At 40.3% G+C, this 15,051-nt stretch carries 17 protein-coding genes and 2 pseudogenes; 10 read left to right on the top strand and 9 right to left on the bottom strand.

The genetic code is table 11. The features are described 5' to 3' along the window. The 4 genes from MKL32_RS05105 to MKL32_RS05090 all read right to left on the bottom strand — a co-directional run. Nucleotides 1–193: DUF4372 domain-containing protein (locus MKL32_RS05105; protein WP_270900286.1), on the bottom strand; the 193-nt coding region annotated here is incomplete at its 3' end. Between the two features lie 180 nt (nt 194–373). Then, complete coding sequence (locus MKL32_RS05100; protein ID WP_004961419.1) at nt 374–658, bottom strand: putative quinol monooxygenase; 285 nt, start codon at nt 656–658, stop codon at nt 374–376. Nucleotides 659–678: 20 nt separating this feature from the next. Beyond that, the gene (locus tag MKL32_RS05095) at nt 679–1,677 is read right to left on the bottom strand and encodes a zinc-binding alcohol dehydrogenase family protein (protein WP_270900285.1); all 999 of its coding nucleotides are present in this window, start codon (nt 1,675–1,677) and stop codon (nt 679–681) included. A 72-nt stretch (nt 1,678–1,749) separates the two neighbouring features. After that, nucleotides 1,750–2,490, bottom strand: coding sequence for an SDR family oxidoreductase (locus tag MKL32_RS05090; protein ID WP_042892996.1), 741 nt, complete (start codon nt 2,488–2,490; stop codon nt 1,750–1,752). Nucleotides 2,491–2,625: 135 nt separating this feature from the next. Here MKL32_RS05090 and MKL32_RS05085 point away from each other — a divergent pair, with 135 nt between their 5' ends. Then, nucleotides 2,626–3,525: a LysR family transcriptional regulator gene (locus MKL32_RS05085; RefSeq protein WP_136695443.1), complete on the top strand. Its 900-nt coding sequence runs from the start codon at nt 2,626–2,628 to the stop codon at nt 3,523–3,525. Between the two features lie 50 nt (nt 3,526–3,575). On the opposite strand, the gene MKL32_RS05080 is transcribed toward MKL32_RS05085, so the two are convergent. After that, nucleotides 3,576–4,592 carry a zinc-dependent alcohol dehydrogenase family protein gene (locus tag MKL32_RS05080; protein WP_270900284.1) on the bottom strand — a complete coding sequence of 339 codons (1,017 nt, stop codon included), beginning with the start codon at nt 4,590–4,592 and terminating at the stop codon, nt 3,576–3,578. Next, nucleotides 4,582–5,577, bottom strand: coding sequence for a zinc-dependent alcohol dehydrogenase family protein (locus MKL32_RS05075; protein WP_270900283.1), 996 nt, complete (start codon nt 5,575–5,577; stop codon nt 4,582–4,584). The genes MKL32_RS05080 and MKL32_RS05075 overlap by 11 nt, the downstream gene beginning before the upstream one ends. A 467-nt stretch (nt 5,578–6,044) precedes the next feature. On the opposite strand from MKL32_RS05075, the gene MKL32_RS05070 reads away from it, so the two are divergent. From MKL32_RS05070 to MKL32_RS05055, 4 genes are all read left to right on the top strand, one after another. Further along, a complete protein-coding gene (locus MKL32_RS05070) occupies nt 6,045–6,320 on the top strand; it encodes a metal/formaldehyde-sensitive transcriptional repressor (protein ID WP_001133624.1) in 276 nt (91 codons plus the stop codon). Nucleotides 6,321–6,341: 21 nt separating this feature from the next. Further along, entirely contained in the window at nt 6,342–7,454 is a 1,113-nt protein-coding gene (locus MKL32_RS05065; protein ID WP_270900282.1) for an S-(hydroxymethyl)glutathione dehydrogenase/class III alcohol dehydrogenase, read from the top strand. Nucleotides 7,455–7,683: 229 nt separating this feature from the next. Continuing rightward, nucleotides 7,684–8,514 (top strand): S-formylglutathione hydrolase, encoded by an 831-nt coding sequence (gene fghA, locus MKL32_RS05060; protein ID WP_136695446.1) that lies wholly within the window; start codon nt 7,684–7,686, stop codon nt 8,512–8,514. 240 nt (nt 8,515–8,754) lie between these two features. Further along, entirely contained in the window at nt 8,755–9,057 is a 303-nt protein-coding gene (locus tag MKL32_RS05055; protein ID WP_136695447.1) for a putative quinol monooxygenase, read from the top strand. Between the two features lie 85 nt (nt 9,058–9,142). Here MKL32_RS05055 and MKL32_RS05050 read toward each other — a convergent pair. Then, nucleotides 9,143–9,477 (bottom strand): annotated as a pseudogene (locus MKL32_RS05050) (IS3 family transposase); the annotation flags it as partial. A 186-nt stretch (nt 9,478–9,663) separates the two neighbouring features. Here MKL32_RS05050 and MKL32_RS05045 point away from each other — a divergent pair. From MKL32_RS05045 to MKL32_RS05035, 3 genes are all read left to right on the top strand, one after another. Then, nucleotides 9,664–10,821 (top strand): iron-containing alcohol dehydrogenase, encoded by a 1,158-nt coding sequence (locus MKL32_RS05045; RefSeq protein WP_039046974.1) that lies wholly within the window; start codon nt 9,664–9,666, stop codon nt 10,819–10,821. Nucleotides 10,822–10,906: 85 nt separating this feature from the next. Then, nucleotides 10,907–11,590, top strand: coding sequence for a type 1 glutamine amidotransferase domain-containing protein (locus tag MKL32_RS05040; protein WP_039046973.1), 684 nt, complete (start codon nt 10,907–10,909; stop codon nt 11,588–11,590). A gap of 3 nt (nt 11,591–11,593) precedes the next feature. Beyond that, nucleotides 11,594–11,893, top strand: coding sequence for a DUF1330 domain-containing protein (locus MKL32_RS05035; protein WP_004961451.1), 300 nt, complete (start codon nt 11,594–11,596; stop codon nt 11,891–11,893). Nucleotides 11,894–12,114: 221 nt separating this feature from the next. Here the strand turns inward: MKL32_RS05035 and MKL32_RS05030 are convergent, their stop codons facing one another. Further along, the gene (locus tag MKL32_RS05030) at nt 12,115–12,723 is read right to left on the bottom strand and encodes a TetR/AcrR family transcriptional regulator (protein WP_039046972.1); all 609 of its coding nucleotides are present in this window, start codon (nt 12,721–12,723) and stop codon (nt 12,115–12,117) included. Between the two features lie 143 nt (nt 12,724–12,866). Here MKL32_RS05030 and MKL32_RS05025 point away from each other — a divergent pair. Both MKL32_RS05025 and MKL32_RS05020 read left to right on the top strand, forming a co-directional pair. Beyond that, a pseudogene (locus tag MKL32_RS05025) lies at nt 12,867–13,886 on the top strand (NADP-dependent oxidoreductase). Between the two features lie 16 nt (nt 13,887–13,902). Beyond that, on the top strand, nt 13,903–14,541 hold the full coding sequence (locus MKL32_RS05020; protein ID WP_004961461.1) for a glutathione S-transferase family protein: 639 nt from the start codon (nt 13,903–13,905) through the stop codon (nt 14,539–14,541). Between the two features lie 180 nt (nt 14,542–14,721). On the opposite strand, the gene MKL32_RS05015 is transcribed toward MKL32_RS05020, so the two are convergent. Further along, the coding region (locus MKL32_RS05015) for an IS3 family transposase (protein WP_270900281.1) at nt 14,722–15,051 on the bottom strand (330 nt) is incomplete at its 5' end.

Genomic DNA, 15,051 nt, shown 5'->3' with positions numbered 1-15,051 from the left:
ATTCGAGATTGGATTGAATGTCTCTTAAGCTTTGCCGACAAGAAAGTTGGGACATCAATATGGCAACAAACTGATCCCAGCGGGTGGCTGATCTTAATTTTTGCCCAGAGTGGTGCAGTTTAGCCAGACGTTCAAAATCTTGTCTTAGAATGGGTTTGAGTAATTGATGAAATACGGTATTCTGATGTGACAAAACCTGAGTCCTTTATAGTTAAAGTGTTTGTTTGCACTCATATTTTAACTATTTAGACTCAGGTTTTTTTATTTAAAGCAAACTATGGGACAGTAGTGGCTTAGAGCTCCCATTTTTATATTAACTTTCTAAGTCTCTATGTTAATTTGAAGAATACTTCATCATAACGTCCGAATACAGCTATATTTTTTTGATTTCTACAATATCACTTGATTCAATGAGCGATTGGATATTACCAAATAAACTTTGAATATAATCAGACGCTATATGGATATCTAAATCCTCTCTGCTACGCCATTCTTCTAAGAAGAAATATCTACTCGAGTCATTTTCGCTAATATAAAGCTCATATTTCAAGCATCCTTCTTCTTGAAGCGTAGGCTCTATTACACTTTTTAAAAGCGCTTCTAACGTTTCTTTTTGATCTGACTTTGCCTTAAAGTTCGCAATTATTGAAATAGTCATTATTTCACCTTGAATTTGTTTTAGAAGTTTTCTAGTACAATTTTGCCTTTTGACTTGCCTGATTCAAGCAACTTATGCGCCGTCTCCAAGTTTGCAGCGTTAATTTTGCCTAGATTTTGGTTGAGGGTACTTCTAATTTTTTGCTGGTCAACTAATTGTGCAACCTGTTGCAACAGTTCACCTTGCTTTTCAATATCATCGGTTTCATACATTGAACGAGTGAACATCAACTCCCAATGGATAGAAATAGATTTAGTCTTAAACGGCATAATATCAAATGTTTGTGGATCATCGATCAATCCAAGCTTGCCTTGTGGTGCAATCAGAGAAACTATTTGCTTGGTATATGTTTCTGTATGATTGGTAGAGAAGACGTATTTTGGTTTTTCAATACCTAGTGCTTCGATTTGTTCGTTTAAATCTTTGCTATGATCAATGACATGGTCGGCACCCAGTGATTCCACCCAAGATTTCGTTTCTTCACGTGAAGCTGTTGCTATAACGGTCAGATTTGTTTTTGCTTTTAGGAGTTGGATAGCGATTGATCCTACACCACCTGCACCACCGATAATTAAAATACTGCCAACTTCTGTTTCTGAAATTTGAAACCGATCAAACAGCATTTCCCATGCCGTTATTGCAGTTAATGGCAATGCTGCTGCTTCTGCATTAGATACTGTAATTGGTTTAAGACTGATAATTCGTTCATCGACTGCTTGAAACTCAGCATTACTACCATCTCGGGTTAAATCACCAGCATACCAAACAGAATCTCCTACTTTAAAAGAGGTAACTTTTGAGCCAACTTCAATAATTTCACCAACGGCATCCCAACCTAAAATACGATTATTTGCTTCTGACGAATTTTTTCTCACTTTGGTATCAACTGGATTCACAGAGATTGCCTGAACTTTTACCAGTACATCACGCTCCTTAAGCGTAGGCTTCGCTTTTTCAATATCTACCAATGAATTTTTAAAATCATCATGGTGATTGATAACATACGATACGGCTTTCATAGATTTGTCCTTAATTTTAAAAATATAGTAAAAATGGGAGCGAGGTGCTCCCAATTTTTTGTTATTCAATAATTAAAACTCTTGGCTCGTTGGGCGTAAAACAATTTCATTAATATCTACATCCGCAGGCTGTTCAATTGCATAAGCAATTGCTCGAGCGACTGAATCAGCTGGTATGGCTTGTTTGTAGAAATCAGTAACAAACTCTGAACTTTCTTTATGAGAAGAACCGAATTTTAGTTCTGACTCAACTGCACCAGGCTCAATAGTAGTCGTTCTAATTGTTCCCCCAACTTCATGACGAAGTCCTTCTGAGATGGCTCTTACAGCAAACTTAGTACCGCTATAAACAGTACCTCCTGGACTAAATACTTTTATCCCTGCAACAGATGCGAGATTAATAAAGTGTCCAAAGTTTTGTTTTTGGAAAACAGGTAGGGTAGCTGCAATACCATAAAGAACACCTTTAATATTAATGTCGATCATACGATCCCATTCATCAACTTTTAGCTCACTTAATGGTGCAATAGACATTAATCCAGCATTGTTTACCAATACATCGATTTGACCAAATGCGCTTAATGCCTTTTCAATAAGTGCTTGTACTTCCTGTGGTTTGGTTATATCCATACCAATAAATTCAGCTTGACCACCTTCAGCACGAATGTCGTGAACAATAGCCTCTAATTTTTCAGTACGTCTAGCACCAATTACAACCTTTGCACCTTTTTTAGCAAGTAAGCGAGCAGTAGCTTCACCTAAACCACTACTTGCACCAGTGATAACAACAACTTTATTTTCTATATTATTCATACAAGTAACCTTCAACCTATCTGTCAATCATATTTGATGGGTTAAGTATTACAGCCCTGTTAGGTATAATAAATGAATAATATTATCTTTCAGAATTCCTATTTACGGAATAATTGCCATAACACAGGATAGGACATGCATAACAAATTGGAAATGATGCGTATCTTTTGTGTCGCAGCAGAGTCTCGAAATTTTAAAGAGGCAGCAACTCAGCTGGGTATTTCCCCACAGGCAGTGACACGGGCAATAAAAGAGCTAGAAGAGCAGCGCGGAGAGATTCTGTTTTACAGGAGTACTCGACAAATTAAAATTACCGCTGATGGTGAGCGTCTGGCAAAGCAAGCACGTTTTGCGGTGGGAACGATCGATGCTTTGTTTGTAAAAGACACCAAGGAAAAACGAGATGAAATGCGTGGGACTGTCCGTCTTACTGTGTCGTCTGTGTTAGGGCGCAAATTGGTAGTACCCGCACTAGCAGAATTTGCCACACGTTATCCAGATATTGTCGTGGATTGTGTGCTAACAGATTCACACTCGGATGTGATCGATGAGCGGATAGATATCGGGATCAGATTTGGATTTTTGCCGGACAATCGATATGTGGCAAGGGAATTGGCTAAAGTGAATTTTTATTCTGTGGGTACGCCAGAGTTAATTGATAAGGTTGGAATGCCTAAAAAAATTATTGACCTTGATAAATACCCTCTAACAGCACTAGTCGATCATAAAACAGGACGTTACTGGCCATGGACATTCACCGAAAGTCGAAGCTTTACGCCATCAAAGCCTCGTTTTATTACAGATGATCTTGAAGCTGAATTTCAAGCTATTCTCGCTGGAGTCGGATTCGGACACATGCCTGGATTTCTAGTTTTACCGTGGCTTAGGAGTGGTAAGCTCATTCAGATACTTCATGAGGAAACCTCTCCCGTTTGGCGCCTGTATTTATATCGTCCACAGCGGGGCCCGACACCTTTGCGAATCCGAGCATTGTTTGATTACTTAGCGGAAGTGCTGGGCCATATAGAAACCTGAATCAGATGGAACTAACCTTTTTTCTAGACAGTAGAAATTAGATAAGACCATTATGTATTGAGAGTAACTACAATTTTTCCTATTTGCTGATTTGATTCAAGATAGCGCTGAGCGTCATGCATGTCCTCAAAGTTAAAGCAACGGTCGATCACCGGACGAAGATATCCTGCACCTATACTGCTAAGAATAAATCGTCTGGCTTGCTCCCTTAGAACAGGGTCATGCAGAACCTCAAGGAACAAAAAACCTCGCATGGTTAAGCTCTTGCGTAATGCAACTTTAAGGGGGAATGGTGTGATCTCCGGGCTAAGCGCACCATGCATAACCATCGTTCCTCCTACAGACATCGCTTTTGCAATCTGTTCAATATATGGCCCTCCTACAGCATCGAAGGCGACATCAAGATGTTCTCCACCTAAACGTAAAACAAGCGCCTCATACAAATCTGGTTCATCTTCACTGGCTATAACATTTTTAACACCGAGATCCAGTAAACGTTGCTTTTTCTCTATCGTCTGTGTACTTGCAATGACCTTAGCACCCGCTGCTTCAGCTATCTGTATCGCAGCTATTCCTACGCTACTTGAAGCTGCTGTGATCAAGATCGTTTTTCCTTTCGAAAGTCCACCAGCATGGATTACACCACCCCAAGCCGTCAAATACTGCATCCAGATTGAAGAAGCTTCTTCCCAGCTTAAACTATCGGGTTTATGAACTAAAAAAGTTTCTGGAATCAGAAGCTTGTCCGCATATGTCCCATATTTGGCTAGATTGTCAGTCGGAAGAATCGATACTGCATCTCCTGGAGAAAATTGGCGTACACCTTCACCTATCGCCAGAACTACGCCTGCTCCCTCATATCCCAGACGAGAGGGGAATACTGCCTTTTGAATATAAGTACCACGCCGAAACATCACATCAGCCCGGTTGAGTCCGATCGTTTTCATCTGTATTAGAACTTCTCCTGCGGCTGGTAAAGCCACAGGAAGTGTTTCTAATGTCAGAACATCTGTATCTCCAATAGAATTGAAGCGCCAAGTCTTGGCCTGAAGTGCATTAAATGACATCAATAACGACCTTAATATTGGCAGAGCGATCTTGAACAGCATCATGAGCCTCAATCGCTTGATCTAGAGTAAAATGACGAGGATCAACAATAGGACGCAGTTTACCTTCCTCAACGAGACGAGTCGCGATCTTAAGGATATCACCATGATGAGCACGGCGATTGCCTGTTAACATCGGCATTAGGACGAATACGCCAGACACTGTGGCACACCGTAGAGATGAACTCGCTAAATTATGATTACCAAATGCAGCACAGCTGGTAATGTGGCCATAGTGAGTTGTCATTGAAAGTGAAGCATCGAGTACTGGACCACCCACAGTGTCGTAAACAATGTTAAAACCTTGACCCTCAGGGCTTGCAGCAATAATGTCATCGGAAGATGCTGTTGTGTAATCGAGAGGTGTTGCACCGAGTTCTGAAATTAGTGCTTGATCAGCTGTACGACCAGTCGCCCAAACATTTGCATCAAGTGCTTTTGCAAGCTGAACAACCATATAACCAACGCCACCAGCACCACCCTGAACCAGTACAGTTTGCCCTGGTTGGACCTTCGCATTATCCACTAAACCTTCCCAAGCTGTGAGGAACGTCAATGGTAGTACTGCTGCCTCGCGCATAGAGATATTGCGTGGCTTTAATGCGATCAGATCAGCATCTGCTACAACATATTCTGCTAAAGATCCTTGAAGACCACGAACGCCACCTATCAAACCGTAAACTTCATCTCCGACGTTGAAGTGGGTGACACCTTCACCAACAGCAGTTATAACCCCAGCCATATCCGTTCCCAACACGGCAGGAAGCTCTGGCATAGCATAGGGTGCTTCACCAAGACGAATTTTATAATCAATAGGGTTTACACCACTAGCATGAATACGTACTAGAACTTGCCCAGCCTCTGGTTGAGGTATAGGCAGTTCTACACGTTTAAATTCATGATCACCAAAATTTTCTAGGATAAGAGCATTCATCATCTTATTCATAGTTGTTCCTTATTCTTAAATGGGGGATGATGTGCACAGTACTAAAGTAAAATAATCCAATAAATGATATTTATAGGATTTAATAATTCCTAAATAATGAATAATAAATATCATCCGCTCACTAAAAATATTCTAGTACAGTCTGTAAAGGCAGTTTAATCTAAACTGTCGGCAGTATTTTCAAGGCTTGAAATGTTCAAAATATCTACAAAGTGGCTAAAATTTGAAACATAATTCTAAAAGGTCACAGCATCACAAAGAACATGAGCCAAAATAAAAAAAATGGGAGCTAAAGTCCCATTCTTTGTGACTTTAGCATCAGCTCTACGATGTTAATTTAAAAAAAACTAAAAACAGGCATAGAAAATTTTCGCTAAAGATCTTTTTGATTTTCGATTTATAAAAAATATTGCTTTTTTTATACTATGGGGTAGTATAGTATTAATGCTAGCAAATAAGGAGGTCTGATGCCTAATCAGGTTGAAGACAAAAAAAAGATTCTTCTACGCGTCAGAAAGATCAAAGGTCAGACGCAAGCGATTGAAAAAGCGTTAGAAGACAATGTGGAATGTGGTGCAATTCTGCAACAAATATGTTCTGTGCGTGGTGCTATTAATGGTTTGATGAATGAAATGTTGGAGGTTCATTTAAAGGACACTTTAGTATCAGGTGAAACCACAGAACAACAACGAAAAGAAGAATTGGCTGAAATCGCCAAGATTCTAAAATCATATTTAAAATAGATCTGTATAAGGAATTATTCCATGAAGTCACGTGCTGCCGTTGCGTTTGGTCCTGGTCAACCTCTTCAAATTGTTGAAGTTGATGTTGCACCACCGAAGAAAGGTGAAGTATTAATCAAGATTTCCCATACCGGTGTGTGTCATACAGATGCATTTACTTTATCTGGCGATGATCCTGAAGGTGTTTTTCCCGCTATTCTCGGGCATGAAGGTGCTGGTTTTGTAGTTGAGGTTGGTGAAGGCGTGACTAGCGTCAAACCAGGTGATCATGTTATTCCACTTTACACTGCTGAATGTGGCGAGTGCTTATTTTGTAAATCTGGAAAATCGAACTTGTGTATTTCCGTTCGCGAAACTCAAGGTAGAGGCGTAATGCCAGATGGTACCACTCGTTTTTCCTACAATGGTCAACCGATTTACCACTATATGGGCTGCTCAACGTTCAGTGAATACACGGTAGTGGCAGAAGTATCATTGGCTAAAATCAATCCTGAAGCCAATCACGAACATGTCTGCTTACTGGGTTGTGGTGTAACAACGGGTATCGGTGCAGTACATAACACGGCTAAAGTACAAGAAGGTGATAGTGTTGCGGTCTTTGGTTTAGGTGGTATTGGTCTGGCAGTCGTACAAGCCGCACGTCAAGCTAAAGCAGGGCGTATTATTGTGGTTGACATGAATCCAGATAAATTTGCGCTGGCAAAAGAGTTTGGTGCAACGGACTTCTTGAACCCTAAAGACTACGATAAACCAATCCAGCAAGTCATTGTCGAAATGACTGGCTGGGGTGTAGATCATTCATTTGAATGTATTGGTAACGTGAATGTAATGCGTGCAGCCCTTGAAAGTGCACATCGTGGCTGGGGACAATCCGTAATTATTGGTGTAGCTGGCGCAGGTCAAGAAATCTCTACCCGTCCATTCCAGCTTGTTACTGGTCGTAAATGGCTAGGTTCTGCCTTTGGTGGCGTAAAAGGTCGTACTCAACTTCCAGGAATGGTTGAAGATGCCATGAAAGGTAAGATTCAATTAGAACCATTTGTGACACATACGATGGGCTTGGATCAGATCAATGAAGCCTTTGATCTAATGCATGAAGGTAAGTCAATTCGTACTGTAATTCATTACGATTAATTGCGTTAGACCTTATAGTTTTCCATGCATGTGCATCCATGAATGACATGCATGGAATCCTCTAAAACGGCACATTATCTGTAAAACCGATCTATCTGTGTAGGCATCGTGTATAGGTTCAACAAACCTGCCTACATTTTAAATCTTAATCACTATTCTCTGTGGAGAATGTCAGACTCTTTGTTTGCTCGATTTCTCATGAAGTCTTGCTCAACATAGGTAATTGATTATGGAAATAATTGAGAAACATGCTTCTTTTGGTGGATCGCAAGAAGTGTATCGCCATCAGTCAACAGCATTAAACTGTTCAATGAAATTCTCAATATATCTGCCACCTCATGACAAAGATGAGCGGTTGCCAGTTTTATATTGGTTATCAGGGCTGACTTGCAACGAACAGAACTTTATTACTAAAGCCGGAGCACAAAAGTATGCGGCTGAACATAAAGTCATTATTGTTGCACCAGATACCAGCCCACGTGGAGAGGATGTACCAGATCATGCAGATTATGATTTAGGCCAAGGCGCAGGATTCTATGTGAATGCAATACAAGCACCCTGGTCACAGCATTTCAAAATGTATGATTATATTGTGGAAGAGCTTAGAAATCTGATTAACCTAAATTTTCCGACCAATCAAGTCCAAAGCATTATGGGGCATAGCATGGGTGGTCATGGTGCATTAGTCATGGGGTTAAAAAATCCTGAGCTGTTTAAAAGTATTTCTGCTTTTGCACCAATTGTTGCACCTAGCCAAGTACCTTGGGGGAAAAAGGCTTTTACACACTACCTAGGTGAAAATGAAACTTTATGGAAAAGCTATGATGCGATTGAATTAATCAAAAACGCTGAAGTTCATTTACCTATTTTAGTCGATCAGGGAACAGCTGATGATTTTCTTGAAGAACAGTTAAGGCCTAAGCTTCTTAGTGATATTTGTTTGGAACAAGAATATCCTCTTACACTTAACCTAAGAGAAGGGTATGACCATAGCTATTACTTCATTGCGAGCTTTATAGAGAAACATATAGAGTTTCACAGCAAATTCCTAGCTAAATAACTTTCATAGTTATAAGGATGTACATGTTGTTCTTGAATGCTACTTGAGCAATATTTTTTGATTCAAATGTTAATGATATTAACTTGAATAAATTCATAGCATTATGTCGAAATGAAAACTCAGATTTTGGCTCAGCTATGGAAAATTGTTTTTAACCTTTGTACAACAAAACTTTCTGACATGCATACATTAGCAATGTCAGAATGAGTTTGAATTTTAATCAATAATGGAGTTTTAGTCATGCTTAAAACAGCTTTATATGTCCGTCTTGAAGCTAAACCAGGTAAAGAAGACGAAGTGGAAGCTTTCCTTAAAGGCGGTTTACCTATTGTAATGGAAGAACCTGCGACAGTTGCGTGGTTTGGCCTACGTCTTGGACCTACAACATTTGGTATTTTTGATGCATTTCCTGATGAGGCGGGTCGCCAAGCACATTTATCTGGCAAGGTTGCAGCTGCTTTGATGGCTCAGGCCGATGATCTATTTTCAGCGCCACCGTCTATTGAAAAAGTAGATGTTTTGGCGAGTAAACTACCAGGTTAAACCGACGCTTAAATGTATGAGGGTGCTGCCTGAAATTTTGAATGAAAGGCAGCACTTCAACCCTGTGGGGTTTGTCAGAGGCTTTTTATTCAAGTTGGGCTACTTTATTTAATGGCTTAATCTCATCATTTAAATGGGTCAATATCCAAAACAGGGCAGGGTAAATAAACGAATGCAACTATTTACATGCTTTATATTGAACCAATCTATCTAATTTACTGTCGCATTTGTACATCTGCTAAACCGTGCCAATCTGCTTTTAAAATATTTAATCATTGCTATTTTGTATGAGCCATTCACTGTTTCAGCCAATGCGTTCACGACCATGTCAATAGTCATACGTGTTGATACCTTCCATCCAACAATCGCTCGTGAAAATAAATCAATAATCAAAGTGGTATAGAACAAGCCTGAATGTGTTTAACCATCACCCAAGTCGGCAAGCTAAAATAATTTTTTTATAAAAAATAGACGACTGGTCTATTTTTATGTATAGTTAGCACATGGTGCAGTCAAAAGCCGCAGTATTGTCCAATTTTTTAAAGTTTATTTGATGAATAACGGTGGTTTTTCAAATCAATTAGCTGATCATCCTAGGATAAAAATATGCTGAATTTTAACTTTTATAATCCGACCCGCATTATTTTTGGTGGCGATACAATAGCTAAAATCAATGACTATGTGCCTACAGATGCAAAAGTATTAATGTTATTTGGTGGTGAAAGTGCACGTAAGAATGGTACTTTAGCTGAAGTGCGTGAAGCATTAGGTGCAAGAGAAATTCATGAATTTGGCGGAATTGAGCCGAATCCGAGTTATGAAACCCTCATGAAAGCTGTAGAGCTGATTCGAGAACAAAAGATAGATTTCTTGATGGCTGTCGGTGGTGGATCGGTAATTGATGGTACTAAATTTATTGCAGCAGCAGTCAATTATACAGGGGATACATGGGAGATTTTAGAAACTCATGGTACTAAGATTACTCAAGCTTTGCCTTTTGCGAGTGTACTCACCCTTCCGGCAACTGGTTCAGAAATGAATAGCGGTGGGGTAGTCACCAGAAAATCGACCCAAGCCAAATTGTCATTTAGCAGCCCCTATGTTTTTCCGCAATTTTCCGTATTGGATCCGAATAAAACTTTTAGCTTGCCGACGCGCCAGTTAGCAAATGGCGTGGTCGATGCATTTGTTCATGTCATGGAACAGTACTTAACTTACCCTGTCAATGCACAAGTACAAGATCGTTTTGCCGAAGGTCTATTGCAAACTCTGATTGAGATTGGACCGAAAATCTTGGACGATTCAGCAGATTATGACACGCGTGCGAATTTGATGTGGGCTGCTAGCATGGCACTGAATGGGCTAATTGGAGCTGGTGTACCACAAGATTGGTCAACCCATTTGATTGGGCATGAGCTCACGGCTTTACATGGTATTGATCATGCTCGTACCTTGGCCATTGTGTTGCCCGCCAATCTACAAGTGCGTCGTCAAGAGAAACGAGAAAAATTACTACAGTATGCAGCTCGTGTCTGGCAGATTGTCGAAGGTGATGAAGAACAACGTATTGATACTGTTATTGCTCGTACTCGAGCCTTCTTTGAGCAACTTGGATTGCCGACTCGTCTTAGCGATTATGGACTGGGGGAGACAGATATTGAGATCATCATTACGCAACTTAAATCACACAATCTTACACAGCTAGGCGAACATAAAAATGTTTCATTAGAGATCAGTCGTGAAATTCTCACGACGAGCATCTAAATAAGCTGATCTGGCATGCTCACGCCACACGGCAAGTGATCATGCAACAATGCTCCTCAATCCTGAAAATTATCGGAGAAATAACATGAAAATTTTAATCGTTTTAACCTCACATGATCAACTCGGCAATACTGGTAAGAAAACAGGTTTTTGGTTAGAAGAACTTGCGGCGCCGTATTACACCTTTATTGATGCGGGTGTTGAAGTTACCCTAGCGTCGCCTCAAGGTGGGCAGCCACCGCTAGACCCAAAAAGTAATTTAGCAGAAGCACAAACTGAAACCACGCATCGCTTTGAAGCAGATCCCGTGGCAATGCAAGCATTGGCACAGACCCATAAACTTAGCGAAATTTCTATCGCTGATTATGATGCAGTGTTTTATCCAGGCGGGCATGGCCCATTGTGGGATTTAGCAGAAGATCCGATTTCAATTGCTCTGATTGAACAAGCGATTGAGTCAGGAAAACCTGTTGCGACAGTTTGTCACGCCCCAGGTGTTCTTCGTCATGTAAAAACCAGTGATGGCAAGCCTTTGGTCAGCGGTAAATCTGTGACAGGTTTTAGCAATACTGAAGAAGAAGCGGTAGGATTGACCGAAGTTGTACCGTTTTTAGTCGAAGATATGCTCAAAGAAAAAGGTGGTCATTATTCTAAAGCGGGTGACTGGCAAGTACATGTCCAACTAGATGGCTTACTCATTACTGGACAAAATCCTGCTTCTTCTGCTGCAACCGCCAGTGCACTCCTTGAATTGTTAAATAAGGAGTAGCCCATGTCTGCGTATGTGGTATTTACCCGTGAGCAAACTACGGACGCTGAGGAACTGGCGCAATATGCACAAAAGGCGCCGCTTGCTCGTGAAGGTCGTGAGCTAACACCCTTGGCTTTTTATGGTCAATTAGAAGTGCTTGAAGGCAATGAAATTGAAGGCGCTGTTATTCTACGCTTTCCTGATATGGCAGCCGCGCGAGACTGGTATCACAGTCCCATCTATCAAGAAGCATTACAACATCGCCTAAAAGGGGCAAATTATCGTGCCTTTATCATTGAAGGTGTTGAAGACGCTATTTAAAAAAAGCACTTTAAGAAAAAGCATCGCTATCAGATGTGCCAACCTACAAGTTAGTACATGAGCGATACGCATTGTTATCAAATTAATGTCATAGCAGCCCAGTTATACATCATGATTGGGCTGCTATGACAATTTTTGCGGCCATCATTGTCGTGAAGCCAAGATAGTGAAGCTAAGTTACTAAGGTTAAGTTAGTGAGATTAAGCCAGCAAAGCTAACTTTTAAGACTTTCCACTTTTTAATAAAAACGCTGTCGCTTTTAGCGCTTGATGTAATGGTGTTTTATCTTTTTGCAGCTTACTTAGTAACGCCGCGCCCATCCACATTTGGTAAGTCACTTGGGCTACCGTCAAGGCATCAGTCTCTGCTTGGATAGACCCATCTTGTTTGCCCAAAACGATGATTTCAGCAATCCGCTTGATTACCTTATCGACGCCAGCGGACATAATAGCGCGCATATCTTCAGATAGGTCAGCGACTTCTGCAGCAAGTTTTACAATTAGACAGCTATCTGCCCAACTACACGGCGCATCAGGATCTTCAATCCATAGGTTAAAATACCCAATTAGTTTTTGATAAGCGGATTGGTCGCTACGCCATAGTTCATCTAAACGGCGTTGGTAATTATCTACATAATACTTTACCAACTCACAGCCGAAAGACTCTTTAGATTTGAAGTAATGATAAAATGAACCTTTAGGGATCTCGCAGCTTTGTAAAATTTCTTGTAATCCCAAACCGCTAAAACCTTTATGCAAAATCAGGTCAGAACTGGTGTTAAGAATGTGTAAGCGTTTTGCTTCAGACTTTTTAATAGGAGTAGGCTTCATATTAATTATTTACTCTATTGTAAAAAATAGACCAGTCGTATTGTTTTTTATTATAACTCATCTACAATGGATGTAAAGAAATTTTAATCATAGTTTTTGGTTGTGAAGCGAAATACTTTTAAATAAAACATGGAGTTATATGTGTGAAAACAGTTATTAATCAACGCATCGTTTTAGCTAAACGGCCAGTGGGTGAGCCAAAACACAGCGATTTTCGTATTGAACAAGTTGAGCTCAATGAACTTAAATAAGGCGAGATATTGTTAAAAACCATTTACTTGTCACTCGATCCTTATATGCGTGGTCGCATGAGTGATGCTCCTTCATATGCAGCACTGGTTGAAATTGGCGAAGTGATGGTCGGTGGAACAGTCAGTCAAGTGGTGGCCTCTAAAAACCCAAAATTTAAAGAAGGCGAGTGGGTTCTTTCCGGAAATGGCTAGCAGGGCTACGCAATTTCTAATGGGTCTGCCTGTCAAAGCTTAGGTATGCAACCTGAACATCCATCTTGGGCATTAGGTATTTTGGGAATGCCAGGATTTACTGCTTATATGGGGTTGTTGGACATTGGTCAGCCTAAAGCTGGTGAAACTTTGGTCGTTGCAGCTGCAACAGGACCTGTTGGTGCTACGGTTGGACAGATTGGCAAAATTAAAGGTTGTCGCGTGGTTGGCGTCGCAGGTGGGGCTGAAAAATGCCGTTATGCAGTAGAAGAACTCGGCTTCGATGCTTGTATCAATCATCATGATGAAAATTTTGCAGAACAATTACAACAAGCAGTTCCCAACGGTATTGATATTTATTATGAGAATGTAGGGGGTAAAGTGTTTGATGCTGTATGGCAATTGCTTAACTCTGCGGCACGTGTACCGGTGTGTGGTGTGGTTTCCCAGTATAACTCTACCGAGCAAGCACAAGGGCTAGACCGTTTACCGGGCTTTATTTCCACCCTTGTAAGAAAGCGTATTCGCATGCAAGGCTTTATTATTTTTGATGATTATGGCAGTCAGTATCCGCAATTTAATCAGCAAATGTCTGAATGGTTGAAAGAAGGAAAAATCAAATATAAAGAGCATATGGTGCAAGGTTTAGATAACACGATCAATGCTTTCAATGGTATGTTGAAAGGCGAAAACTTTGGCAAAGTGGTTGTAAAAATTTAAAAAAATAGGAATTATCATGATTACACTACATCATTTAGATCAATCACGTTCTTTTCGCATTTTATGGTTACTTGAAGAAATCAAGCAGCCCTATGAGCTAAAACGCTATTATCGTGACTCAAGCACGCATTTGGCCCCTGACTCTTTAAAAACCATCCATCCTTTAGGGAAATCTCCAGTATTGGAATGGGATGGCAAAGTTATTGCAGAGTCAGGCGCAATCGTTGAGTTATTAATTCAGAAACTTGCGCCGCATTTAGCACCAGATATGGATGAATCTACCTATGTCGATTATCTACAGTGGATTCATTTCTCAGAAAGCTCTGCCATGCTGCCATTTTTATTAAAAACGTTTAATGCGATAGAAACCAAGCAGGGCACGAAGTTGGTATTTCTAGAAAATTATACTCAAGTTGAGTTCGATAAAGTATTTAGCTATTTAAATGAATATTTAAAAGATAAAGAATTTCTAGTGGCAGACCGTTTAACCGGTGCTGACTTTATGATGGGCTTTGGACTACATGCTTTAGTTTATCATATGGGACAAGGTGAAAATTATCCGCATATCCAACGTTATGTAGCAGGTTTAAGCCAACTACCTAGCTGGCAAGCCGCAGTACAAATTGAACAAAATGGTGTGAAAAGTCAAAAATAGCAAGATTGTTTTTTTAAGGCAATTGAGAAAAAGAATCGTGATTGACAAGTACATCTAGTTATAAAATAAGCTGACACTTATTTAAAGTAAACGCCTAATGAATTTCATCGGGCGTTCTCTATTTTAAAGATAAGGAATTACCATTTGGACTGCTCCCAGTATCCTAGACATGAGACCGCCTCATTTTGAAGCTGTCTCAAATGCTTCTGGGCTCATCCCATCGAGATGCGAATGACGCCTGATTCGATTGTAAAACATCTCGATATAATCAAACACATCCGCACGGGCCATTTCTCGTGTTTTATAGATCCTCTTTTTAATTCTTTCCTTCTTTAAACTACTAAAAAAGGATTCAGCAACAGCATTGTCCCAACAGTTTCCACGACGACTCATACTCGGAACTAAATTATGCTTTTGACAGAATTTCTGCCAGTCTCCGCTACTGTATTGTGAGCCTTGGTCTGAGTGTATGATCACAGGTTCATTGGGTCTGCGTCGCCATACCGCCAT

The organism is Acinetobacter sp. AOR34_HL (genome assembly GCF_027854795.1).
GTDB classification, from domain to species: Bacteria; Pseudomonadota; Gammaproteobacteria; order Pseudomonadales; family Moraxellaceae; genus Acinetobacter; species Acinetobacter junii.
Note: the sequence above shows the minus strand (reverse complement) of the source record. Positions and strands in the feature narration are given on the sequence as shown.

Bases quoted from the DNA above. Each gene is read 5' to 3' on its own strand.
- MKL32_RS05100 (WP_004961419.1), bottom strand. From the start codon at position 658: ATGACTATTTCAATAATTGCGAACTTTAAGGCAAAGTCAGATCAAAAA.
- MKL32_RS05095 (WP_270900285.1), bottom strand. From the start codon at position 1,677: ATGAAAGCCGTATCGTATGTTATCAATCACCATGATGATTTTAAAAAT.
- MKL32_RS05090 (WP_042892996.1), bottom strand. From the start codon at position 2,490: ATGAATAATATAGAAAATAAAGTTGTTGTTATCACTGGTGCAAGTAGT.
- MKL32_RS05085 (WP_136695443.1), top strand. From the start codon at position 2,626: ATGCATAACAAATTGGAAATGATGCGTATCTTTTGTGTCGCAGCAGAG.
- MKL32_RS05080 (WP_270900284.1), bottom strand. From the start codon at position 4,592: ATGTCATTTAATGCACTTCAGGCCAAGACTTGGCGCTTCAATTCTATT.
- MKL32_RS05075 (WP_270900283.1), bottom strand. From the start codon at position 5,577: ATGAATAAGATGATGAATGCTCTTATCCTAGAAAATTTTGGTGATCAT.
- MKL32_RS05070 (WP_001133624.1), top strand. From the start codon at position 6,045: ATGCCTAATCAGGTTGAAGACAAAAAAAAGATTCTTCTACGCGTCAGA.
- MKL32_RS05065 (WP_270900282.1), top strand. From the start codon at position 6,342: ATGAAGTCACGTGCTGCCGTTGCGTTTGGTCCTGGTCAACCTCTTCAA.
- fghA (WP_136695446.1), top strand. From the start codon at position 7,684: ATGGAAATAATTGAGAAACATGCTTCTTTTGGTGGATCGCAAGAAGTG.
- MKL32_RS05055 (WP_136695447.1), top strand. From the start codon at position 8,755: ATGCTTAAAACAGCTTTATATGTCCGTCTTGAAGCTAAACCAGGTAAA.
- MKL32_RS05045 (WP_039046974.1), top strand. From the start codon at position 9,664: ATGCTGAATTTTAACTTTTATAATCCGACCCGCATTATTTTTGGTGGC.
- MKL32_RS05040 (WP_039046973.1), top strand. From the start codon at position 10,907: ATGAAAATTTTAATCGTTTTAACCTCACATGATCAACTCGGCAATACT.
- MKL32_RS05035 (WP_004961451.1), top strand. From the start codon at position 11,594: ATGTCTGCGTATGTGGTATTTACCCGTGAGCAAACTACGGACGCTGAG.
- MKL32_RS05030 (WP_039046972.1), bottom strand. From the start codon at position 12,723: ATGAAGCCTACTCCTATTAAAAAGTCTGAAGCAAAACGCTTACACATT.
- MKL32_RS05020 (WP_004961461.1), top strand. From the start codon at position 13,903: ATGATTACACTACATCATTTAGATCAATCACGTTCTTTTCGCATTTTA.